The sequence below is a fragment of the Paenibacillus sp. LS-5 genome, assembly GCF_056121505.1.
In genome coordinates this window covers 1-21,837 of sequence record NZ_JBWAVA010000021.1, presented here as the reverse complement: position 1 = coordinate 21,837, position 21,837 = coordinate 1, and the positions used below count along the sequence as shown (strand labels likewise).

Below are 21,837 nucleotides of genomic sequence, written 5' to 3'. Positions count from 1 at the left end.
CACACTATGAAAGATCATAGAGATGAGAAACTAATTCAGTCTTTAAAATCACATAAAATCTGGATTGAAACAGTTGGTCGAGAGGGGGAAAAGTTAGCGGTCGATGAAGTGGATTTTCGAGATATAGATTTAGCAGATTACCCTCTAGATCAAGCCTATATAACTGCGTGTGTATTTAATGGAATGAACTTGGTAAAAAAGGATATGTATGCCTCAGTGGTTTGTTCCTCTACTTTTGAAAATGCAAATCTAGAAAGTGCTGATTTTTATAAGGTAGACGTCTCTTATGCAAATTTTACGAATGCGAATTTGCAAAACGCACGATTTGCTAGAAGTGATTGTATTGAAACTATATTTAACAAAGCTGATTTGAGAAATGCGAAATTAGTAGGGGCACTTTTTGATCATGTAGATTTCCGCAATGCGAACCTCCAAAATACTGATGTAAGCACCTCAACATTTGAAGAAGTATTGCTTCAAGCAGCACAACTAGAAGGTATGCGTGGATTAGAAGAGTCTTTCATTAAGAGTATCAATATCGGCACTCCAGAACAACCTATCATTCTTAAAGGCGAAGATGCTAAACATTGGCTCATAATCAATTCCACAGATAACTCTAAGTAATCTACAGCCCTAGCCCTGATGCAGCGGGAAAACTTGCTCGGGCTTTTTTTAGATGATATGGACGATCTTGTCAGCATCTTCGTCAAGTACAGGAGCAGGTGGAGCTCTGCCTCGCACATTACCTTGCTAAGTCCAAACACAATGATATCGTTTATCGGAATCAAGTCTTAGCCAAAGTTGTTCAGTTCCTGAAGATACTTGTTAGCAAGGTGATGTATCAGTATTTGTCTCAGTAAATGTTAGCTAACTTCGTAACCTTGATTGGCTTCGAGACTTTCAAGCTTCTTTTATTTTGTGGAGAATTATCGCCCGAGTAATCGAATGACTAAGAGGAGTGAGTGAAAGGGAAATGGATTTATGAAGTCCAGTGGACACGAGAACAGCTATGGCGAGGTTGCATCGTAGCATCTATTGCTCATGCAGCTAAGGAATCTGGATTCAAAGCGATAGCGTCATATGATATTAGACCCCACTGAGTGCCGAATGAACCCATCATTCCCGGTTGGAAGGGATTTGGGACAGTTTTATAGAAAAAATGGCATAGGTGAAAATGGTGATTTTGATGTAAAGAATATCAAATAATAATTGTTGTTCATTTCAAGAAAGTTGTAATTTGAACTCAATTAGAGCGGGAACAAGTGAGGTGCATAATGTTAAAAGAACTATTCAATGATTTCATAGAGTTATCTTTGAGACTGAGGTCTGAATATCCAGAGAGTTTAGGTAAGCCTACTGTAGAGTGGATGAAAGTATTCAATGATCTTGCTAAAATACCAGAACTGTTTGAAGTAATATACAGTACTGTTCAGGGAACAAAGAGGGATATGAAAGATCAGAAATTAATGGATTTCATTCCCGGGTTTCGTTTAATACACATTGAGGAATTTGTCCAAGAGAAAAAAACTTAGATAGCATAGGTTCTTGGCAAAAAGGTTCGCTTGTTTTACCGTTACTAGTTAACTATTCAAATGATTACTTTTGTTATGTAGAAAATTTCGAAGGTGATTTTGGAATTTATATATTTATGCACGATGAGGGGAATCTAAATTTATTATATCGCTCACCGGAAAAATTTCTAAAAACAATAATTGAGTTTTATAAGCAACATGTATACTACTTAGATGATGATGGTTACCTTGATTATGATTTTCAAAAGGAAGGTATCATAGGTGAAAACCTAAACCCTGATGTGAAATACTGGAACATTTGAACATTATATATTCTTGAATGGCTATTTTACCTTTCAGGGTTTAGAGAAGTAGGAGGTGTCTTGGTTGGATAACTTGATTAAAATACTCACTCCCCCCGAAAATCCATATAATACTGGGGATGAAGAACAATGGCAACAAGTTTTCAATGCTCTTGGGACAGAGCTACCTTCAGACTATAAGAGATTTATTGGAATTTATGGAACGGGTGGTATTGGAAACTTTTTGTGGATATTAACTCCATTTGTGAAGGATCATAATATAAACTTCCTGGGTAGACAAAAAGAAATGTGCGACTCTTATTTACAATCCAAAGCAAGTTTCCCACAGTACTTTAGACATGACGTTTACCCTGCAACCGGGGGGCTGCTTCCTTGGGCATATACTGATAATGGTGACGAGCTGTACTGGTTAACTGATGGAAAACCCGACGAATGGAAAGTTGTAGTGTACGAATCAAGATCACCTGAGAATTATACTTATTCACTTAATATGGCAGACTTTTTATATCAAATAATAACTAGAGAATTAGTGTGTGACGCATTCCCTGATGATTTTCCAAGTGATGAATCAGTATTTATCTCAGTAAATGTTAGCTAACTTCTTAACCTTGATTGGCTTCGTGCCTTTCAAGGTTCTTTTATTTCGTGGAGATGGGGGAAACAAAAACCAGGGCTTGAAGAGCACAACTGCTTAGTGAATTCCGGACGAAGCTTGGAGAGTTCACTGAAATAACTGCTAAGGGCGTGATTGAGGCTGACGGACCCTTTTTGAAAAGAAAGGGGGTACAAGGTCTGGACATGGCTGTAATAATATCGTTTGTCGCTGCGGGGCAGTTTGAAGATCGAGGGCGGAACATAGGTGGCAGCATCAAAAAGATTGCCGATACGGTAGCTGTTCGATACATACTTGGAACAAGTCTTTGCGAAGACCGGATCGCCGACGCGAGGAGAACCATAGGTATACAGGCGCGGAGTATTAAAGGCTGTATTGGCAGCAACATCGGGGGCACATAGTGTGGCCAGCGCTCCTCCAAGGCTGTGACCGGTAATATATAGTTTTTTGCTTGAGGACAGCCGGGAGAGTGCGGAGTGAATATCGCTTCGTGCAGAGGAATAGATGTCAGTGAAACCACGGTGTGTAAGACAGTAGTTTTCCTTGATGAATTTATACCTTTTTTGCGTGGCGTTGGCGTTAGAAATCCAATTGGCCGTTGAACTGCTACCACGGAAGGCAATAATAATCTCTTGCGGAGATTCTATGATGAATCCGAACGGCTCCCATACACGGCCCAAAGACTTCGCTTGAATGATATGAATGATTGAATAACCTGCTGGAACGGTGAACGTTCTATCTGAATGATTAAACTGGACATAGGTCTGTCCACAGACAGCCGCCAGAAAGATAGCCCGTTCTTCAAAAGCCTGATTATTGCCCACCTGCATCCCGCCTCTCCTTATAACCTGTGTATGATTGGAGCATAGGATAGGTGCCTGTCGCTGGAATAAAAGCTTCTAATCTGTGAAGTTCAAATCCATTGAAATTAAGGATTAAGGCGGTTTTCCCCTACGTATCAGTCTAAAAGGTATGGGGTAATAAGGTTGTAGTCCCAAATACAACCTTAGGAGGAATGCAGATTGGAATGGACCCTTGAAGACGTGGAAGAGACGAGCCGATTATTCCCGCAATCCTTTTTTATCCCCTCCGAACAAGAACGCAGGGCACAGGGTATAGGAAGGAAAGTAAGGCTGCATTTTACATTGACGAATCCGGCAGATGGAGACCCTCGCACAGAGCGGATGTGGGTTGAGATTACTGGCCAAGATCCGGTTACCCATACGTATACAGGAGTATTGATTAATGCTCCGTTAAGCCTAAAGACACTGCAAGCCGGGGATGTTCTGGAATTCGAGACCCGGCATATAGCGCAGACCATTCTCCGTAAAGGAGACCCTTCATGGGTAGAGGTTGGCGAGAAAGTGGCGTTTGTCTCCAAAAAATGTCTTAAACCTGGAAGTGCGGTACTATGGATGTACCGGGAAACCACCGAACGGGAGCAGGACAGCGGCTGGCGTCTTTTTGCCGGTGACGAAGATAGCGAATATCTCAGCAATCCCAATAACACTCGTCTGATGAATGTATACTATATTCTGGATCTTGACCCTAGTCTACTGGAGCCGTTCAAGCGGGAGACGGGCACTGCGTTTGAGCGGGAGAGCCAGGATGCCGAATGGGTGGAGGTTAAGGATTGGGCAAGGGGCAAACAGATGTAATAGTGGTTCGTGAAGGAAATGCACTGCTGTTCACGAATAAGCGCTCAAAAGCATAAGAGCTATGCTTTGAGCGCTTATTCGTTTCGTATGGTTATTGCGGGATCAACTGGGTGAGCTGGTCTAATAACTCATTGATTTGGTTAATGGTCTCAGGAATGTCTGTTGATTCAAAGGCGGCCTTGCCTTCCTCGAGGTTGGTGATGGCCTGATCCAGACCTTTCTGTAGCGTTTCGTTATACCCCACAATAGATTGATGCAGGTCTGCTGCATATTCGGGAACCTGAAGATCAGCATACTGGACGATCTGTTCCTTGAGCGCAAGGAGTCTATCGGTCAATGCCTGCTTCGCCTGCGGATCTGAGGCAGCGGCAGCGGCCAGCGTATCCATTTCCTGCCCGAACGCTGTTAAGGTCTGCATATATGAAGCTGTATCGGTGGCGAAATTGACGCTGTTCCCTACCTTTTCTGCAAACCCGCAACCTGGAACAACCAGCAAAATGAAAAGCAGCAGACTTATTCCGTATTTCCGCATTTGCTTCACTCCTCTTGAGTTATTGTATGTGCCAAGTATACTGAAGGTAATACGGGAAGGATTACTCCAGGTTGCGAACGTGACGACTTGGAGGAGTCTCCCAGCCTAGCAAAGAAAGGGGTAATTTCATTGAACCAAGTGTTGTTGATCATCGATGCGCAGCAGGAATTAATGGACGGGAACCAGGAGGAAAGTGCAGTATGGAATAAAGATCAGCTTATTCTAACGATCAATAAAATGATTAATAAGGCCAAAGAGACTGGCGTAGAAGCGGTGTTTGTCAGGGATCTCGATGTAGCTGAAGGAAAAGGCGCAGGTTTTCAGGTGCACAATGAAATTCATATGCCTGTAGATGCTAAAGTGTTTGATAAGCAGGCAACGAATGCTTTTCACGGGACAGGACTTCTGCCATATCTGCAAGAACAACAGGTGGAGCATGTAGTGATTATGGGCTGTAAGACACAGCACTGTATCGATACGGCAGTACGGATGGCTACCGTCAATAAGCTGGATGTCACCCTGGTCGGAGATGGACACTCTACAACAGACAGCGAAGTACTGAATGCCGAGCAAATCATCAAGCATCATAACCGTACACTGCATGGGCACTACAATGTGGAACACTTTTCGATGGTCAGAGGCTCGGAAGAAGATCTGTTTCGTCCAACACATGACTCGTACAGATAGGGGTATACATGCTGGCGGCACTCTGAGAGTGCTGCTTGAAATCTAAATCTAAAAGATATATAGTATATTCAGAAAACAAAAGTTAGGGTGAATACAATTGTCATACTCGACAGCCTTATCACAAGGGATCTCCATATTAGTCTATATACATGGTATATCGGAGGAAAACTGTGCTAATTTTTTATCCACCAAAGTGATTTCCGAGCAGCTCAATATTCCAGTACCAACCACGGTGAAAGTCATCCGCAACCTGAATAATGCCAAACTGACGATTGCCAAAGAAGGGGCTAAAGGCGGTATCCTGCTGGCAAGACCGTTATCCGAGATCACGATATTGGATGTTTTTCTGGCCGTAGAGCCTGGAAAAGCCTTGTTCAAACTCCACACAGATGTAACCCTGCAAGGAAAAGAAGTGGATGAAGTGAAACAAAAAATCTCAGACAGTCTGGAGGCTGCAGAGATAGCGATGCAGAATCAATTAAAAAAAGTAAGGTTAACGGATTTATTAACTTAATAAAGTTAACCTATTTTTTTTGATTTAACTATATATAAAATATATAAAGAATATTACGTATATTATAATTGTTAATTAGCGAAAAGGAGCATTCATATGAATTTAGAATCAACAGTAGTGAGAGCAAGCAATGGCGTCGCAATCCCGCAATTAGGGTTTGGAGTGTATAAAATAACGAAGGAGGATGAGTTCAGGATAGCAATCAGCGAGGCTATTCGGATAGGCTACCGGCATTTTGATACCGCCAGAATTTACGGGAACGAGGAAGCTTTAGGCATAGCGATCCGGAACAGACAACTGCCGCGTGAGCAATTTTTCATCACCTCCAAAGTATGGAACACAGATCATGGGTATAAAGAGACCAGGAAGGCCTTTGAACGAACCATTCAAAAGCTGGGTGTAGATTACCTGGATATGTATCTAATCCATTTCGCATCACCCAACTATATAGAGACGTGGAAAGCGATGGAGGAATTATATGAAGCGGGGAAGATCAAAGTCATTGGGGTGGCAAATTTTGAGATTCAGCATCTGGAGTGTTTAATGAAACACAGCACAATCCCGCCAATGATCAATCAGATTGAGACCCATCCGGAGTTTCCGCAACTGGAGCTGCATAATTATCTTAAGGAGCATCAGATCCTGCACGAGGCCTGGGCCCCGCTAGGACAAGGCAACCAGACACTTCTCCAACATCCGGAATTAAAAAAGATCGCTGATCAGCATCATAAAACGGTGGCTCAGGTCATTTTACGCTGGCACCTGGAACGGGGAGTAATCCTTATTCCCAAGTCCTCCAATCCCAAAAGAATCATGGAAAACAGTGAGATCTTTGACTTTAGCCTGACCAGCGGCAATATGGAAATAATCAGCCAGCTGAATACAGGCAAACGCTATTCTATGAATCCAACGGGGTATATGATTAACCCAATCTATAATCGTCTGATGAAACTATTTCTTAAATAAAGCTACCTTTATTCATAAGCTGCTCCATTTTTGCAATGGTGCCGTCCTGTTGCGGAACGTGAATGGACACAGTCAGGTTTGGATTATCCAGGGACTGGAAAGAGACCAAGTCGAAATTCAGCATCCCGAGATTAGGACATCTCAGCGCTTTGTGGCTGTCAATGGCATCCCTTATGTCATGAGTCTCCCAGAATTCCCGGAACTCGGGACTGGCCTTGGATAAAGCCTCGTACTGCTCAGACCACCAGGGATCGTCTGCATAACGGGCATAACCGGCATGGAATTGAGCAGCGATTCGGCGGGCGTGCAGTTCCCATTGATCGCCTTTGAGGTACCGGAATTGCGGGGAGGTAAAGGTCATCCATACGAAATTCCGTTCCCGTTCAGACATGGAGGATAAGTCACCATTAATGGCACAGTATGCGGAATTCCATGCGACGATGTTCATTCGGGTATCCATGATACTGGCAGGAGAAGTATCGAGACTATCCAGGAAACCTTGAAGCGACGGGCTGACAAGGGAGGCGTCAAAAGGTAGCTCAAGGGGCAGCTCCCTACGTGCCAGGGAAAACAAATGTTTGCGTTCGGAGGCATCCAGCATGAGAACGTTGGACAATCGCTCAAGCACTTCAGGGGATGCATTAATGTGCCGGCCCTGTTCCAGATAGGTGTACCAATCCAATCCTACTTCCGCTAGCATTGCGACTTCTCCACGGCGAAGCCCGGGAGTGCGTCTGCGTCCGTTATATGGCAATCCGACTTGATCAGGCCGAATCCGTTCTCTGCGAATACGCAAGAATCGGGCTAATTCCTGATATCGATCCAATTGGGGTGTAGACATATCATTCTTCCCTTTCACATGAATTTCACAAGGAGAGTGGGACTGACAATCCCAGGATAATCAAATCTCTTACTAACCCGGGGAGTACTTTATACAATAGCTTATGTCATCTATAGAGAAGAAGCAATGAAGACCAAGATAATATCCAATACTCTAATGGAGGGTTCATCATGTACGAGCATATCGTTCTTTTTAAATTCAATAACAGCGGCACTGAAGAGAAGCAAGAAGAAATCATCCAGACCGTGAACTCTTTTAAAACCTCGATTCCCGGTATTATTGAACTGACCGCTGGCATCAATGTAACGGAGGAAGTTGAGCATAAGAATGGATTTACTGTGGGGATCCGGATTACTTTCGAAGACAAGCAGGCAAGCCAGAACTATTTACACCATCCGCTGCATCAGCAATTTCTGCAAAACGCAGGCAGTTCGATTGAAAGTGTTATTGTTGTGGATTACCCGTTCCATTGAACGGAGGATGAGGCCTCGCAGACTATCAAGTTGATCCCGGAACAAGCTGCTTTGTTGACGCTTCAGGATTATAATCATTATAATCTTGCTATGACAATATCTATTGTATCTACCAAGCTGTATATCACCCCGACCAGGTCAAAAATTGTTGTCCGCCAGCGACTGCTGGAGCGGCTTAACGAGAGTTTGCAAGGCAAGCTGACTGTTCTCTCCGCCTCTGCCGGTTATGGTAAAACGACACTCGCCAGTGCATGGCTCTCCGTCTGCGGACGCAGAGCTGGATGGCTGTCGCTGGATGCTGGGGATAATGATCCTGCAAGCTTCCTCACGTATCTGTGTGCCGCTTGCCGGACTATCGGCGTGAACATCGGAGAGGGTGTGTTTGCTGCGCTTCAATCCCCTCATCCCCCGCCAATCGAATCCTTGCTGACCACACTTCTGAATGAAATCACTTCTACCTCTGAACCTTCCATTCTTGTCCTTGACGATTATCATCTGATTGATTCGAAGACGGTCAATGAAGCCGTTGCTTTTCTAATTGAGCACCTGCCGCCGCAGATGCATCTGGTCATCTCCACACGCCAGGATCCGGTTTTGCCGCTCTCCAGGCTACGTGTGCGGCATCAATTGACTGAACTTCATGCTGCAGACCTGCGTTTTAACGCCTCAGAAGCTGCTGAATTTCTGGACCAGGTCATGGGGCTGACGCTTTCCGCTGAAGATGTTATGCTCCTTGAATCCCGCACAGAGGGCTGGATAGCTGGCCTGCAATTAGCCGCGCTCTCCTTACAGGGACGCAGTGATGCCACAGGTTTCATCCAGTCGTTCTCAGGGCGCCACAAGTTTGTTCTGGATTATCTGTTAGATGAAGTGCTGCAGCAACAGTCCGAGAGCATTCAAGCCTTTTTACTGTTCACATCGGTCCTGAGCCGGATGTGCGGTCCGCTGTGTGATGCTGTTCTTGGTGAAGAATGCGGAGGATCACGGCTTTCCTCCGGACAATGTACCTTGGAATATCTTGAACATGCGAATTTGTTCCTTGTCCCTTTAGACAACGAAAGACGCTGGTACCGTTATCACCATCTCTTTGCGGATTTGCTGCGGGAACGGCTGTCTCAAGGCTTTCCTCCGTTAACAGGGGAAGGGAAGATGACCGCTACTGAATTACATATACGGGCCAGCAGATGGTATGAGGACAATGGTTTTGAACTTGAAGCTTTCCACCATTCAGCTGCTGCGGGGGATATGGAACGCACTGCCCGGTTGATGGAAGGAGAGGGAATGCCGCTGCATTTCCGGGGAGCGGTAACTCCTGTACTGAACTGGCTGCAATCCTTGCCGGGGGCGATTCTGGACGCAAGGCCCTCCTTGTGGGTGATGTATGCTTCAGCACTCCTCATGAAGGGTCGGATATCGGGTATAGAACAGATGCTTCAAGCTGCCGAACAGGCGCTGCAAGATATTATACAGAACGAGAGGACCCGTGATCTTACAGGACACATTGCCTCCATACGTGCTACGCTCGCTGTAAGCAAACACCAGGCTGAACCCATATTGAACGAATCGCGCCGTGCTTTGGAATATCTGCATCCTGACAATCTGCCGGTGCGCGCAGCGGCAACGTGGTCACTGGGTTATGCCTATCAGCTTCAAGGGGATCGCGGTTTAGCCGTTACAGCTTATGCCGAAGCCTTATCGATCAGCAAGAGGATCGGGCATGTGATGATCACAATCATGGCAACCCTTGGTCTCGGAAACATTCAGGAAGCAGAGAACCTGTTGCCGGCTGCGGCTGAGAGTTATCTTGGTGTGCTGGAATGGGCAGGGGAACCGCCACTGCCGGCCGCATGTGAAGCGCATCTGGGATTAGCGCGGATCTATTATGAATGGAATCAGTGGGATGATGCCATCTTTCACACCCAATTAAGCGTCAAGCTTGCGCAGCAGTTTGAAGATTTGGACCGGGGTGTGGCAGGGGAGGTGCTGCTCGCGAAGCTGAAGCTTGCACGTGGAGAGGTGGGCGCGGCGGCTACTATTTTAGCGCAAGCAGAGCTTTTCGCCCGCCAGGAACATTTTTGGATACAGATTCCGCAGATTGCTGCTGTGCAAGTATCGGTTATGCTTCATCAAGGGAGTCTGGATGCAGCAGCTTTACTTGCTGAGCAGCACGGGATTCCACTCTGGCAGGCTAAGGTCAACATGGCACGCGGTGATACTTCTGCCGTGTTAGCGTTGCTGGAGCCCCTGCTTAGGCAAGCAGCCGTCAAGGGTCGCCCGGACGAACAGCTCAGGGGAATGATTCTATATGCAGCAGTCCTTTACAAGTGCGGAGATAAGTCTGCTGCGATGCAAGCATTAATCGAATCTATGACAATGGCCCAGCCTGGCGGCTTCATCCGTGCTTTTGTAGACGAAGGGCCGCTGGTCGAAAGGCTGCTGCGTGAAGCTGAGGTGCGTGGGGAACTGCTGGATTATCGGGGGAAGCTGCTGGCTGCATTTGAAGCAGAGAAACTGCAACATAGCCATTTGAAATCGATTCAGCATCTGGCTCAGCCTGCCCCAACCATTGTCGAGACGCTGAGCGGGCGTGAACTCCAAATATTGCATCTCATAGAACAAGGTCTCTCGAATAAAGAGATAGGTGAGCGGCTATTTCTGGCACTTAGTACCGTTAAGGGGTATAACCGGAATATCTTTGACAAACTTCAGGTCTCACGTCGCACAGAGGCAGTTGCCCGGGCCCGCACGCTAGGCTTATTGTGATAACTTCAACAGTACTACCGCAGTTTTTGCTAAAACCATACTTAAGTATCTACCTGATTCCACCCCGCCGAAGCTATACTTATTGCAAATCGATACCCGGGGGGAAGCTCATGAAAGCTGTAGTATGTTCCAAATACGGATCACCAGAAACACTGCGCCTTATGGAGTTGGAGAGGCCTGTGCCCAAGGGCAAAGAGCTGCTGATCAAGGTTCATGCTTCAACTGTAACCGCAGGGGACATTCGAGTACGGACTTTTAAGAGTCCTGTCTTGTTATGGCTGCCTATGCGGCTCGTTTTAGGTCTGAGCAAACCCAGAAAACCTGTTTTGGGTGTAGAGTTATCCGGTGAAGTGGAAGCGGTAGGCCATGAAGTGAAGCGGTTTAAGCAAGGCGACCAGGTTTTTGCGTTGACGGGGATGCACTTTGGCGCCCATGCAGAATATGCCTGTCTGCCTGAAGATGGAATGGTAAGCATCAAACCGGCCAATATGACCTTTGAGGAAGCTGCCGCAGCGCTTTATGGGGGAACCACCGCATTGTATTTTCTTAGAAAAGCGGGCATTCAAAGAGGACAAAAAGTTCTGATCTATGGGGCTTCGGGTACTGTAGGGTCATTTGCGTTACAGCTTGCAAAGCACTTTGGGGCAGAGGTTGCCGGGGTATGCAGTACCGCAAATCTGGAATGGGTATATTCCTTGGGCGCGGATCAGGTGATTGATTATACGAAAGAAGATATTACAACTAAAGGCGAGAGGTACGATATCATCTTCGATGCCGTCGGCAAACTTCCCAAATCCAGCTGCAAAAAAGCACTGAAGCCAAACGGAGAATACGTTACAGTAGACGGGCAGGGGATGGCTAAGGTCCGCATTCAAGATCTGCAATTCCTCAAAGAACTCATGGAAACGGGGAAGATTAAATCGGTGATCGACAGGTACTATACATTAGAACAAACGGCAGAGGCTCACCGATATGTGGAACAAGGGCATAAGAAGGGCAGTGTTGTCATCAGAGTGAGGCAAGGCAGCGATCACTAAACCATACAGCATTTTATTCAAACAAGACTACATCAGAGCCGGTCCCTTCATCTGGAGGTGATCGGCTTTATCTATAAAAAAAATATGGAAAACGGAGACTAATAAATGAAAAGACTTATACCCTATGTATCCATAGTATGGCTTGCTTTAATCTTGTCAGGCTGTACGAGCAATGAACCCAATACTACTTCACCCAATGTTCCAGCGGACAGCACTTCTACCCCTCTAGCCACTATTTCACCTACAGTAAGTCCCAAGAACGCTTTTGAAACGGGGGTTTTTATAGATTTAGATGTGGTGGAAAATCCCTTATTTAATGATGAAATCAAACATTCGCTACAAAGTACTCTTGAGGGCTTAGCAGAAAAAAATGAACAACTTTTTCGCAGTGCTTTCGTTGATCAACAAACAGCCAATGCATTTATGTATTTATTGGGGAAGGAGTACCGCTTTGATAAGGTTGGCACCATTTTGAAGGACAATGCAGGCAGGATAGTTGTAGAAGTCAGAGGTCAAGTGAAAGATGATTCAGGGGTCCATGAACCCAATGCCTACTACTATTTCGTCTTGTCAGATCTCAACAAGTGGGCGCTTGGAGCCATAGATTAAGGTCTCCAGATAAGAAAAGTGGTGTAACTCATGAGTCTGGAGAGGATAATAATGGAGCAATCGTGTACAATAAATGGAAAACGCAGCATAACAACAGGACAACAAGGAGGCAACATGACGGAGAGAAAAGAAAGTTCGAATCCAGGGTGGAACTTCGATAATAGTTACGCCAGTCTGCCGAAATCTTTGTTTACTATACAGAAGCCCACACCAGTCCGCTTACCGGAGCTGGTTATTCTGAATGATCCTTTGGCAATTTCTTTAGGATTAAACGGACCGGATCTGCGCACCGATGAAGGGATAGCGGTTCTAGCTGGTAATGAGGTTCCTGAAGGTGCTATACCTCTTGCTCAAGCCTACGCAGGACATCAATTTGGGCATTTCAACATACTAGGAGACGGACGGGCAGTGCTTATTGGTGAACAGATCAATCCGCTCGGTGAGAGATTTGACATTCAATTTAAGGGATCAGGCAGAACGCCATATTCCAGAGGAGGAGATGGGCGGGCGGCGCTTGGACCGATGCTGAGGGAATACATTATCAGCGAAGCGATCCATGCGCTGGGTATTCCTACGACCCGAAGTCTGGCGGTAGTATCAACCGGGGAGTCCTTAATCCGGGACACGGAACAGCCAGGAGCCATTCTGACCCGTGTGGCGGCCAGTCATTTACGCGTTGGGACCTTTCAATATGTTGCTGCTAGAGGCAATACCGAAGATCTCCGGGTGCTCGCTGATTACACTTTGCAAAGACATTATCCAAAGGCTGACACCGGTAGCGGTAACCGCTATCTTATCCTGCTTCAGGAAGTGATCAGGCGTCAGGCAGATTTGATTGCCAAGTGGGAGCTTGTCGGCTTTATTCATGGCGTGATGAACACGGACAACATGGCCCTTAGCGGCGAAACCATTGATTATGGCCCCTGTGCCTTTCTGGATGTGTATGACCCGAATACCGTATTTAGTTCCATTGATCTTCAGGGCCGTTATGCGTTTGGCAATCAGCCCCGTATTGCGGCTTGGAATCTGGCGAGATTTGCGGAAACCCTTCTTCCGCTGCTCCATGAGGATCAGTCGGAGGCCATCAAGCTGGCCGAGAATGCCATTGCAGATTTTTCAGTGCAACAGCATCGTAACTGGCTGACGGGAATGAGGGCGAAGCTCGGAATCTTTAATGAAGAACAAGAGGACATCCACCTTATTGATGAACTGCTGGGTATGATGCAAAGGAGTCGTGCGGACTATACAAATACTTTTCGTGCCTTAACCCTGGGTAAACCCGAAGAAACTGGCCTGTTAAATACGGAGGGATTTGACCAGTGGCATAAGTTATGGCAGGCAAGACTGGATAGACAAAGGGAATCCCAAGCCTCTTCCCAGCAACTGATGCGCAGCAGCAATCCGGCAATTATTCCGCGCAACCATAGGGTAGAAGAGGCGCTGGAAGCAGCGGTGCAACAAGGTAACTACGGAGTATTGGAGAAGCTCCTTCAAGTGCTGTCAGACCCGTATGCCTATTCTGCTGAACAGACGAATTACGCGACATTGCCTAAGGAATCTGAACGTCCTTACCGGACCTTTTGCGGGACTTGATGTGCAAGTGATGAGGGGAGAAACTATGGAAAGAGTACTGGTTATCGGCTCAGGTGGATCGGGGAAATCCACACTGTCCCAAAAGCTTGGCAGCATTCTTAAGCTTCCGGTTATCCATTTGGATACTTACTTTTGGAATGCTAACTGGGTCCCGAAAGAAAATGAGGAATGGGATAAGATCGTGGAGCGATTTACTAACGAAGATCAATGGATCATAGACGGCAACTATTCAAGGACGATGGATATCAGAATCAAGAGAGCAGATCTAATCATTTTTATGGATATGCCGAGGATGCTATGTATGTACCGGATATTTAAACGTCGGGTAATGTACAACAACAAGGCTAGACCTGATATGAACGAAGAATGTCCGGAGAAAATAGATTGGGATTTTGTGAAGTGGGTTTGGAATTACCGGTCAAGAAGCCGCATGAATACGGTTAAGAGGCTCGAACAGATCAAAGCTCCCCAAGAAGTTGTTATTTTGAAAACTAGAAAACAAGTAGATGAGTTCGTCAAGTTGATGGAGAGATAGTATATTCACAGAGGTACCGCATGAATTCCAGCTAACAGGGATACAATAGGCTTTATTCTGTTTATCCCAGGGGGAATTCCATGAACTTACAATCCGGATCTTATTATTGGCCGACCACTTTCCCGGACGCTCTGTCCTACCCCTCCTTGAAGGAGAATATTAATTGTGACGTGGCTATTATCGGCGGAGGAAGCTCCGCAGCGCAGTGCGCGTATTACTTAGCTGACAGCGGGCTTACGGCAGTAGTTGTGGAAAAAGGGATAATTGGCAGCGGGAGCACCAGTACGAACACCGCTATCATTCAATATTCAGGTGAAAAAATGTTCACTTCCCTGGCCCACACCTTTGGTGAGGCGTATATCGGACGGCATCTGAAATTGCTTAAGGAGGCAATCGACGAGATCGAACTAGCTTCGCAGCGTGCCGATATCGATTGTGAATTCTTCCGGAGAGATACACTTTATGCTGCCAGCTGTTCCGAGGATGTAGATCGTCTGCACAGCGAATACGCTTTTATCAAGCGGCATGGCATAGAACTGGATTTTTGGACGAAGAATGACATTGAAGCGAAATATCCGTTCAGCCGGGATGCCGCTATCTATTCCTACAATGATGGCGAACTGAATCCATACAAGTTCACCCATGCATTATTTCAGTATTCGAAGCAGCGGGGAGTTGCTGTGTATGAGCATACGGAGATGAACGGCCACCATTACGATAGGGAACAGCAGCGTATGATCATACACACGAAAACCGGGTATGAACTTAGGGCCCGCTATGTCATTTTTGCAGCTGGCTATGAGAATATGGATATCCGAAAAGAAAAGCAGGCTTCCTTCGTGAGCACCTATACGGTCACCACTGAGCCTGTAGCGGATTTCTCTACCTGGTATAACCGAACCCTACTCTGGGAGACGGCGCGCCCCTACTTATACATCCGCAGCACTGCAGATAACCGGATTATTATCGGTGGTCTGGATGACAATACAACGTATCCGGAGGATCGGGACAGCAAGCTGATGCATAAGAAGGATAAGCTGATTGAGGATTTTAACCGGATGTTTCCCAGTATCAAGGTTGAACCTGCCTTCTATTCCACAGCATTTTACGGAGGGATTGTGGACGGTCTGCCGATCGTCGGAAAATACGATGATTACCCGAACAGCTATTTCCTGCTTGCTTACGGTGACAACGGAACGGTGTACAGCCAACTGTTGGCGAAGATTATCGTTAGCGAAATTGTCAAAGGACATAGTCCTGATATGGAATTGTATTTGCAGGACCGGCCGCTCCTCATGTAGAATTGACAGATCAATAAGCATTTAGAAGCTTCTGCTAGCGCCTTGCAGAGGCTTTTTGGTTTGAATATTATTGGGTGTTCGTGATATGGACAAATTGATGAATAAGGAGTGATGAAATGGAGAGTTCTCCGAAGCATACAGTGACTGCTGCTGTAGTTGTGATGAATGATCGTAACGAAATACTGCTGAAATATGGACCCGAACGCGGGTGGGAAATTCCAGGTGGTAGAGTGGAAGAGGGAGAATCACTGTCTGCTGCAGCCGTACGGGAAACGAAAGAAGAGACGGGTATAGATGTCGAGATTATTAAATTTTGTGGTTTTTTTCAGAATGTTAAGGAATCGGTATGTAATAACTTATTTATAGGGAAGCCCGTCGGAGGAGAGTTTAGAACATCGGATGAAAGCCTGGAGGTTAGGTATTATTCCATTGATGAGGCACTCCAAAAGATAACCTGGAAGAGTTTCAGAGAACAAATTGAATATTGTCTACATTATAAAGAGCCATTTCTAGTTGAATATAATAACCTGGATTTTAAGAAAAAAGTATTTGGCAGGGATATTGTTGAAGGTCCGGATTTCAGATAATAAAAAATTATGATTTTTAAAAACCTGTCTGGAGTTGTGCCGCTTTAGCCTTTATAATATGACAAGAGTACAGTATAAAGGAAAAGGTGTTAATTACATGAGCATATTAAATGTAGAAAAGCTGAGTCACGGATTCGGCGACCGCGCAATTTTTACCGATGTATCCTTCCGCCTGCTAAAAGGCGAACATATTGGTCTGATTGGTGCCAATGGTGAAGGTAAATCCACCTTCATGAACATCATCACAGGCAAGCTTCAGCCGGACGAAGGGAAAGTCGAATGGGCGAAACGCATGCGGGCCGGCTATCTGGACCAGCACGCAGTACTGACGAAGGGGCAATCGATTCGCGATGTTTTACGCGGGGCCTTTCAATATCTCTTCGATATGGAACAAGAGATGAATGACATGTACGGCAGAATGGGCGAGGTGTCTGCGGAGGAACTGGAGCAAATGCTGGAGGATGTCGGAACGATTCAGGACACGCTGACAAGCCAGGATTTCTATATGATCGACGCCAAAATCGACGAAACCGCCCGCGGGCTGGGATTGACGGATATCGGTTTGGATAAGGACGTTCATGATCTCAGCGGTGGACAGCGGACCAAGGTGCTGTTGGCCAAGCTGCTGCTGGAGAAACCGGACATTTTGCTGCTGGATGAGCCTACGAACTATCTGGACGAGCAGCATATTGTGTGGCTGAAGCGGTATTTGCAGGAATATGAGAATGCCTTTATTTTGATATCACATGACATTCCGTTCCTGAATAGTGTAATCAACCTGATCTACCATATGGAAAATCAGTCGTTGACACGTTATGTGGGGGATTACGAGTATTTCCAGCAAGTGTACGAGGCGAAAAAATCTCAGCTTGAATCTGCGTTCAAACGTCAGCAGCAGGAGATTGCGGATCTGAAGGACTTCGTTGCGCGGAACAAGGCCAGTGTGGCTACACGGAATATGGCGATGTCCCGGCAGAAAAAGCTGGATAAGATGGACGTTATCGAACTCGCCAGAGAAAAACCGAAACCGCAGTTCAACTTCAAGGATGCGCGTACTTCCGGCAAACTGATATTCGAAACCAAGGAACTGGTGATCGGGTACGATTCTCCGTTGTCGAGACCTCTGAACCTCCAAATGGAGCGGGGACAGAAGATCGCCCTCGTCGGAGCGAACGGAATCGGTAAGACAACCTTACTGCGAAGCATTCTCGGCCAGATCCCGGCGATTTCAGGTTCGGCCAGACTTGGCGATCTGCTGGAAATCGGCTATTTCGAACAAGAAATTAAGGGAACGAACTACAACACCTGTATTGAAGAGATTTGGACCGAGTTCCCGTCTTACACCCAGTTTGAAATCCGGGCAGCGCTTGCCAAATGTGGTCTGACTACCAATCATATTGAGAGCAAAATCGCAGTCTTAAGCGGCGGCGAGAAAGCCAAAGTCCGCTTGTGCAAGCTGATCAACCGTGAGACGAATCTGCTTGTACTGGATGAGCCGACCAACCATCTCGATGTGGATGCGAAGGACGAGCTGCAGCGTGCACTCAAAGCGTATAAAGGCAGCATTTTACTGATATCTCATGAACCCGAATTTTACCGCGATATCGTGACGGATACTTGGAACTGCGAATCGTGGACGACGAAAGTATTTTAAACAGCCTGGAATAATACGAGTCTGAATGATGACCCGTAAGATGGAAGCTTTGAAAAAAGTGACACTCTTGCGGGTCATTTGTATTGGGCTCTACTGGATTGGATGTGGAGGGGCACGTATGGAAGTACATAATCAGTCAACGTCTGTAAAGCAGCCCAAAAAGAGTATAGTCAATATCATTGTGGACGGTATCTCGGGAATCTTTCTTCCGATTGTCAATATTCTGAGCGCGGCGGGCATTATGAAAGGGTTATTGGCTGGCGCGGCAGCACTGGACATTCTCAGTAAAACGGAAGGAACGTATATTGTGCTGAACGCGATGGCGGACAGCCTGTTCTACTATCTTCCTATTCTTCTGGCGTATACAGCAGCCCGTAAGTTCGGGGCCAACCCATTTACTGCTGTCGTGATTGCCGGGGTGCTGTTGTACCCGAGTCTGACCACATTGTTTGCTGACCATGAGACGATAAGGTTTCTCGGCGTGGGCATTACTCCAGTCAACTATCCGGCTAGCGCGATTCCAATCATTCTCGCAGTAGGTTTGCTGGTCTATGTGGAGCGAATTTGCGGTAAAGTGTTGCCTGAGATCATCCGGGAATTCTTTACACCTTTGATTTCTATTATTGTGGTCTCATCCGCAGCGCTGCTGTTGTTCGGGCCGATGGGCACACTTGCTGGGGACGCGCTCGCTCAAGGGTACAAGTTTGTGTATAATCTCAGTCCGATAGGGGCGGGAATAGTGATTGGCGCAATCATTCAGCCGATGGTCATCTTCGGTCTGCACTGGAGTCTGGTACCGCTGGCAATCAATAATATCACCCTCAATGGTTCGGATACCCTCTTGGCGCTGATGGGTCCGGCCTCCTTCGCGCAGGCTGGTGCGGCGCTCGCAGTTTTCATCAAAGCTAAAGACAAGAAGTTCAAAACCTTGAGCTTATCCGCATCCATTTCGGCCTTGTTCGGAGTGACTGAGCCCGCGATGTTCGGTGTGAATCTGCCCTTGCGCAAGCCGATGATCATTGTTTGCTGTGCTGGAGCCATCGGCGGCGGATTGTCGGGGATGTTTGGAGCGTCGGCGATCTCATTTGCTTTTGCGGGACTGGCGACTTTACCTGCTTACTTGGGTGACGGGTTCGGCGGTTTCCTGATCGCCTGCACAACTGGATTTCTGATTGCTCTGATTGCGACGCTGCTCGTAAAGCTGGAGGCTGAGCCTGTGGTGGATGCACAAGTGAAGTAAAGGGAAGAAGAAACTAGATTATACTAAGAGATGACTTCTGGATTGTTCGGGAGTCATCTTTTTTGTCTTTCCCATCGATTCCACTCTAATCCTCGAAGAAAAATATAGGATTGACAGACTTATTATACTAATAGGCCATTCATTTCAACAGTTGGTTTAGAACACTAGTCTTTTTAGCTATAACTGGGGTGTTTTTGAGGACTTTTATTGAGAAATTTTAGGAAATTAAGACCTATAGAATCTTCTCCTATATCACCGATAATATGGAGTGTGAATATTTCCATATGATATCAGGATCAAATATGCTTTTCACATACATACATAATCCATATATATTTCTGTTTTACATTTTGAAACGGAGTTGAATTTTCTGAAAAAACCGATTATAAAAACCGTGTCAACCCTTATTTCCTGTTCGTTTTTTTTATACAATGTCTCACCTGCCTTTGGCGATGCCAGCGATTTAGTTCCGATGATCCAGTTCATTCGACAACATGAAAGTTACACAAATTTAGATATGTCCTCTGCTCTCAACCTCAACTTTGGATTCAAGACTTTCCCTACAGCAGATGATATTAAGGAACAATTGACAACGGAAGCCGACGGTTATCTGAGCGAACTCGAACTTGCTGCGGCTAACACCCCTACTGCTTATAACATGTACAGGTTGGGCATCGCATACGAAATGAATGGCAAACCGAAAGATGCGATTAACATGCTGGAGAAAACAATCCAATTGATGCCTGGGCAGAAGGATGTCTATCAAGAGCTCATTATGCTCTACGATATGAACAAATCCGGGATTTTTGTGTTCATGAATGGCAGAAAAATGAGCTTCAACAATGGTAAAGAAGAGGTTAAGCCTATGATTCTAGATGGGCATACACTTTTGCCGATAAGGAAATTGTCCGAAAGTCTGGGTGCCCAAGTCGCTTGGAAAAGGGAATCTAGTAGATTTTTCGTCAAAATCATCCTTCCTGATACCACAATTATTATTAACCAGAACTCTGACAAAGCGGTCGTTAATGGTATCCCTGTCAAAATGGATGTTCCTGCCAAGAATATCCAGGGGCATATACTCGTTCCTCTCCGGTTTATCGCGGAGCAGATGCACAAAAGAGTGAACTACATTTCTAATGGTAGTGGAACAGCAATTATTACAATCAGTAATAACATTTCAGCTGAGATTCCCGCAGAGAGTACAGATTCCCTTACTGTTGAAGATTGGTATAGCCGGTTCCAAAATATGCAGCAGCACGAAGAAATCTTGTACAACAATATGAACATGCAGAATAATCAAAATATGCGCCTGATGAATGCCTTATTTAGCAATGTTAATTATACGGATCTGCTGCGGATCAAGGCAGTTCATGATCAAAACCATGTACTTTATGAGACAAACAGCGCGTTGTTTCAGGAATATTACTTCCTCACGTCAAAAGAGAGGTATGACTCGGATAAGCTGACTTATGCGCAAATTGAACAAGTTAAAGCGCGGTTATCTCCGATTATTGGTTTGATGAAAGCCAATCAGAATTCAATAAAGGACATAGTTACCCAGGTCGATAACACCGAAAATCATATCCGGTCAGCATTCGAACCCGTGGCTTCACTGGAAGCACAGCTGAGAATCCTTTGGGACAAGGAGCATGCACTGCAAGAAGAACGGATCTCCGGCTGGGAAGCTGTAGACAGTGCAATCGAAAGTAACAACACCGCAAGTGCAATTCAAGAACTCAATCAAATTGCATATATCAAGGAGCAAATATATAACACCAGATTAAATATATACCTCCTTATGCAGCAAGCAGGGGCTATTTTGACTCAAATTGCACAAACACCATCCACGGACCTTCCTGCGACGATTGATAAAGGTGTACAGCCGCCGTCTACGGAACCTGTGATTATAGATACCCAAGCTCCGACCATACCGGCAGGCTTGATGGCCACGGCTTCCTCCACCAGCGAGGTGAATCTTAACTGGTCGGCTTCAACGGATAACGTTGGTGTGACGGGATATGAAATCTACCGTGACGGCACTTTGATTGGCACAACAGCATCAACTTCGTATAGCGATATGGGATTGACTCCATCCACTTCATACAGCTACACGGTGAAAGCCAAGGATGGAGCAGGGAATACATCAGCAGCAAGTAATGCGGCTAGTGCAACGACGTTGACTTCGCCAGACACACAAGCCCCGACTGCACCGTCAGGCTTGAGCGCTACGGCTTCTTCCATGAGCGAGGTGAATCTCAGCTGGACGGCTTCAACGGACAACGTTGGTGTGGCGGGATATGATGTTTACCGTGACGGCACTTTGATCGGCACAACAGCAAATACAACGTACAGCGATATGGGCCTGGCTCCATCCACTTCATACAGCTACACGGTGAAAGC

General features: G+C 46.0%; 21 protein-coding genes. 18 read left to right on the top strand and 3 right to left on the bottom strand.

Features of this window, described 5'->3' with window-relative positions; translation table 11 throughout:
• Window positions 1-6: 6 nt before the first annotated feature.
• The 3 genes from AC0MA3_RS23070 to AC0MA3_RS23060 all read left to right on the top strand — a co-directional run bounded on the left by AC0MA3_RS23070 (window position 7) and on the right by AC0MA3_RS23060 (window position 2,432).
• Complete coding sequence (locus AC0MA3_RS23070) at window positions 7-624, top strand: pentapeptide repeat-containing protein (RefSeq protein WP_474657965.1); 618 nt, start codon at window positions 7-9, stop codon at window positions 622-624.
• Window positions 625-1,274: 650 nt separating this feature from the next.
• Window positions 1,275-1,532 (top strand): hypothetical protein, encoded by a 258-nt coding sequence (locus AC0MA3_RS23065; protein WP_474657964.1) that lies wholly within the window; start codon window positions 1,275-1,277, stop codon window positions 1,530-1,532.
• A 366-nt stretch (window positions 1,533-1,898) separates the two neighbouring features.
• Window positions 1,899-2,432: an SMI1/KNR4 family protein gene (locus AC0MA3_RS23060; protein WP_474657963.1), complete on the top strand. Its 534-nt coding sequence runs from the start codon at window positions 1,899-1,901 to the stop codon at window positions 2,430-2,432.
• A gap of 29 nt (window positions 2,433-2,461) precedes the next feature.
• On the opposite strand, the gene AC0MA3_RS23055 is transcribed toward AC0MA3_RS23060, so the two are convergent.
• A complete protein-coding gene (locus AC0MA3_RS23055) occupies window positions 2,462-3,277 on the bottom strand; it encodes a lipase family protein (RefSeq protein ID WP_474657962.1) in 816 nt (271 codons plus the stop codon).
• A gap of 192 nt (window positions 3,278-3,469) precedes the next feature.
• Between AC0MA3_RS23055 and AC0MA3_RS23050 the strand changes: the two genes are divergently transcribed.
• Window positions 3,470-4,105 (top strand): immunity protein Imm33 domain-containing protein, encoded by a 636-nt coding sequence (locus tag AC0MA3_RS23050; RefSeq protein WP_474657961.1) that lies wholly within the window; start codon window positions 3,470-3,472, stop codon window positions 4,103-4,105.
• A gap of 91 nt (window positions 4,106-4,196) precedes the next feature.
• Here the strand turns inward: AC0MA3_RS23050 and AC0MA3_RS23045 are convergent, their stop codons facing one another.
• Complete coding sequence (locus AC0MA3_RS23045; RefSeq protein WP_474657960.1) at window positions 4,197-4,637, bottom strand: DUF6376 family protein; 441 nt, start codon at window positions 4,635-4,637, stop codon at window positions 4,197-4,199.
• A gap of 129 nt (window positions 4,638-4,766) precedes the next feature.
• Between AC0MA3_RS23045 and AC0MA3_RS23040 the strand changes: the two genes are divergently transcribed.
• The 3 genes from AC0MA3_RS23040 to AC0MA3_RS23030 all read left to right on the top strand — a co-directional run bounded on the left by AC0MA3_RS23040 (window position 4,767) and on the right by AC0MA3_RS23030 (window position 6,804).
• The gene (locus AC0MA3_RS23040) at window positions 4,767-5,324 is read left to right on the top strand and encodes an isochorismatase family protein (protein ID WP_474657959.1); all 558 of its coding nucleotides are present in this window, start codon (window positions 4,767-4,769) and stop codon (window positions 5,322-5,324) included.
• A 97-nt stretch (window positions 5,325-5,421) separates the two neighbouring features.
• Window positions 5,422-5,838 (top strand): RrF2 family transcriptional regulator, encoded by a 417-nt coding sequence (locus tag AC0MA3_RS23035; RefSeq protein ID WP_474657958.1) that lies wholly within the window; start codon window positions 5,422-5,424, stop codon window positions 5,836-5,838.
• A gap of 96 nt (window positions 5,839-5,934) precedes the next feature.
• Window positions 5,935-6,804 (top strand): aldo/keto reductase, encoded by an 870-nt coding sequence (locus tag AC0MA3_RS23030; RefSeq protein ID WP_474657957.1) that lies wholly within the window; start codon window positions 5,935-5,937, stop codon window positions 6,802-6,804.
• Here AC0MA3_RS23030 and AC0MA3_RS23025 read toward each other — a convergent pair.
• On the bottom strand, window positions 6,797-7,645 hold the full coding sequence (locus AC0MA3_RS23025) for a helix-turn-helix transcriptional regulator (RefSeq protein WP_474657956.1): 849 nt from the start codon (window positions 7,643-7,645) through the stop codon (window positions 6,797-6,799). The genes AC0MA3_RS23030 and AC0MA3_RS23025 overlap by 8 nt on opposite strands.
• Window positions 7,646-7,815: 170 nt before the next feature.
• Between AC0MA3_RS23025 and AC0MA3_RS23020 the strand changes: the two genes are divergently transcribed.
• The 11 genes from AC0MA3_RS23020 to AC0MA3_RS22970 form a co-directional block, all read left to right on the top strand.
• Window positions 7,816-8,118 (top strand): Dabb family protein, encoded by a 303-nt coding sequence (locus AC0MA3_RS23020; protein ID WP_474657955.1) that lies wholly within the window; start codon window positions 7,816-7,818, stop codon window positions 8,116-8,118.
• Between the two features lie 30 nt (window positions 8,119-8,148).
• A complete protein-coding gene (locus AC0MA3_RS23015; protein WP_474657954.1) occupies window positions 8,149-10,881 on the top strand; it encodes a winged helix-turn-helix domain-containing protein in 2,733 nt (910 codons plus the stop codon).
• Between the two features lie 110 nt (window positions 10,882-10,991).
• Window positions 10,992-11,918 carry an NAD(P)-dependent alcohol dehydrogenase gene (locus AC0MA3_RS23010; protein ID WP_474657953.1) on the top strand — a complete coding sequence of 309 codons (927 nt, stop codon included), beginning with the start codon at window positions 10,992-10,994 and terminating at the stop codon, window positions 11,916-11,918.
• A gap of 105 nt (window positions 11,919-12,023) precedes the next feature.
• Window positions 12,024-12,527, top strand: coding sequence for a hypothetical protein (locus AC0MA3_RS23005; protein WP_474657952.1), 504 nt, complete (start codon window positions 12,024-12,026; stop codon window positions 12,525-12,527).
• Window positions 12,528-12,641: 114 nt separating this feature from the next.
• The gene (locus AC0MA3_RS23000) at window positions 12,642-14,120 is read left to right on the top strand and encodes a protein adenylyltransferase SelO (RefSeq protein WP_474657951.1); all 1,479 of its coding nucleotides are present in this window, start codon (window positions 12,642-12,644) and stop codon (window positions 14,118-14,120) included.
• 25 nt (window positions 14,121-14,145) lie between these two features.
• Window positions 14,146-14,655 carry a DNA topology modulation protein gene (locus tag AC0MA3_RS22995; protein ID WP_474657950.1) on the top strand — a complete coding sequence of 170 codons (510 nt, stop codon included), beginning with the start codon at window positions 14,146-14,148 and terminating at the stop codon, window positions 14,653-14,655.
• An 80-nt stretch (window positions 14,656-14,735) separates the two neighbouring features.
• Complete coding sequence (locus AC0MA3_RS22990) at window positions 14,736-15,956, top strand: NAD(P)/FAD-dependent oxidoreductase (RefSeq protein ID WP_474657949.1); 1,221 nt, start codon at window positions 14,736-14,738, stop codon at window positions 15,954-15,956.
• Between the two features lie 116 nt (window positions 15,957-16,072).
• Window positions 16,073-16,543, top strand: a complete 471-nt coding sequence (locus AC0MA3_RS22985; protein WP_474657948.1) for an NUDIX hydrolase — start codon at window positions 16,073-16,075, stop codon at window positions 16,541-16,543.
• A 97-nt stretch (window positions 16,544-16,640) separates the two neighbouring features.
• Window positions 16,641-18,197 carry an ABC-F family ATP-binding cassette domain-containing protein gene (locus tag AC0MA3_RS22980; protein ID WP_474657947.1) on the top strand — a complete coding sequence of 519 codons (1,557 nt, stop codon included), beginning with the start codon at window positions 16,641-16,643 and terminating at the stop codon, window positions 18,195-18,197.
• A 118-nt stretch (window positions 18,198-18,315) separates the two neighbouring features.
• The gene (locus AC0MA3_RS22975; RefSeq protein ID WP_474657946.1) at window positions 18,316-19,437 is read left to right on the top strand and encodes a PTS transporter subunit EIIC; all 1,122 of its coding nucleotides are present in this window, start codon (window positions 18,316-18,318) and stop codon (window positions 19,435-19,437) included.
• 586 nt (window positions 19,438-20,023) lie between these two features.
• The coding region (locus AC0MA3_RS22970; RefSeq protein WP_474657945.1) for a stalk domain-containing protein at window positions 20,024-21,837 on the top strand (1,814 nt) is incomplete at its 3' end.

Coding starts and splice junctions, on each gene's coding strand:
- AC0MA3_RS23030 (WP_474657957.1), top strand. CDS start 5,935: ATGAATTTAGAATCAACAGTAGTGAGAGCAAGCAATGGCGTCGCAATC.
- AC0MA3_RS22975 (WP_474657946.1), top strand. CDS start 18,316: ATGGAAGTACATAATCAGTCAACGTCTGTAAAGCAGCCCAAAAAGAGT.
- AC0MA3_RS23000 (WP_474657951.1), top strand. CDS start 12,642: ATGACGGAGAGAAAAGAAAGTTCGAATCCAGGGTGGAACTTCGATAAT.
- AC0MA3_RS22980 (WP_474657947.1), top strand. CDS start 16,641: ATGAGCATATTAAATGTAGAAAAGCTGAGTCACGGATTCGGCGACCGC.
- AC0MA3_RS23025 (WP_474657956.1), bottom strand. CDS start 7,645: ATGTCTACACCCCAATTGGATCGATATCAGGAATTAGCCCGATTCTTG.
- AC0MA3_RS23010 (WP_474657953.1), top strand. CDS start 10,992: ATGAAAGCTGTAGTATGTTCCAAATACGGATCACCAGAAACACTGCGC.
- AC0MA3_RS23070 (WP_474657965.1), top strand. CDS start 7: ATGAAAGATCATAGAGATGAGAAACTAATTCAGTCTTTAAAATCACAT.
- AC0MA3_RS22985 (WP_474657948.1), top strand. CDS start 16,073: ATGGAGAGTTCTCCGAAGCATACAGTGACTGCTGCTGTAGTTGTGATG.
- AC0MA3_RS23065 (WP_474657964.1), top strand. CDS start 1,275: ATGTTAAAAGAACTATTCAATGATTTCATAGAGTTATCTTTGAGACTG.
- AC0MA3_RS22995 (WP_474657950.1), top strand. CDS start 14,146: ATGGAAAGAGTACTGGTTATCGGCTCAGGTGGATCGGGGAAATCCACA.
- AC0MA3_RS23045 (WP_474657960.1), bottom strand. CDS start 4,637: ATGCGGAAATACGGAATAAGTCTGCTGCTTTTCATTTTGCTGGTTGTT.
- AC0MA3_RS23005 (WP_474657952.1), top strand. CDS start 12,024: ATGAAAAGACTTATACCCTATGTATCCATAGTATGGCTTGCTTTAATC.
- AC0MA3_RS22990 (WP_474657949.1), top strand. CDS start 14,736: ATGAACTTACAATCCGGATCTTATTATTGGCCGACCACTTTCCCGGAC.
- AC0MA3_RS23055 (WP_474657962.1), bottom strand. CDS start 3,277: ATGCAGGTGGGCAATAATCAGGCTTTTGAAGAACGGGCTATCTTTCTG.
- AC0MA3_RS23020 (WP_474657955.1), top strand. CDS start 7,816: ATGTACGAGCATATCGTTCTTTTTAAATTCAATAACAGCGGCACTGAA.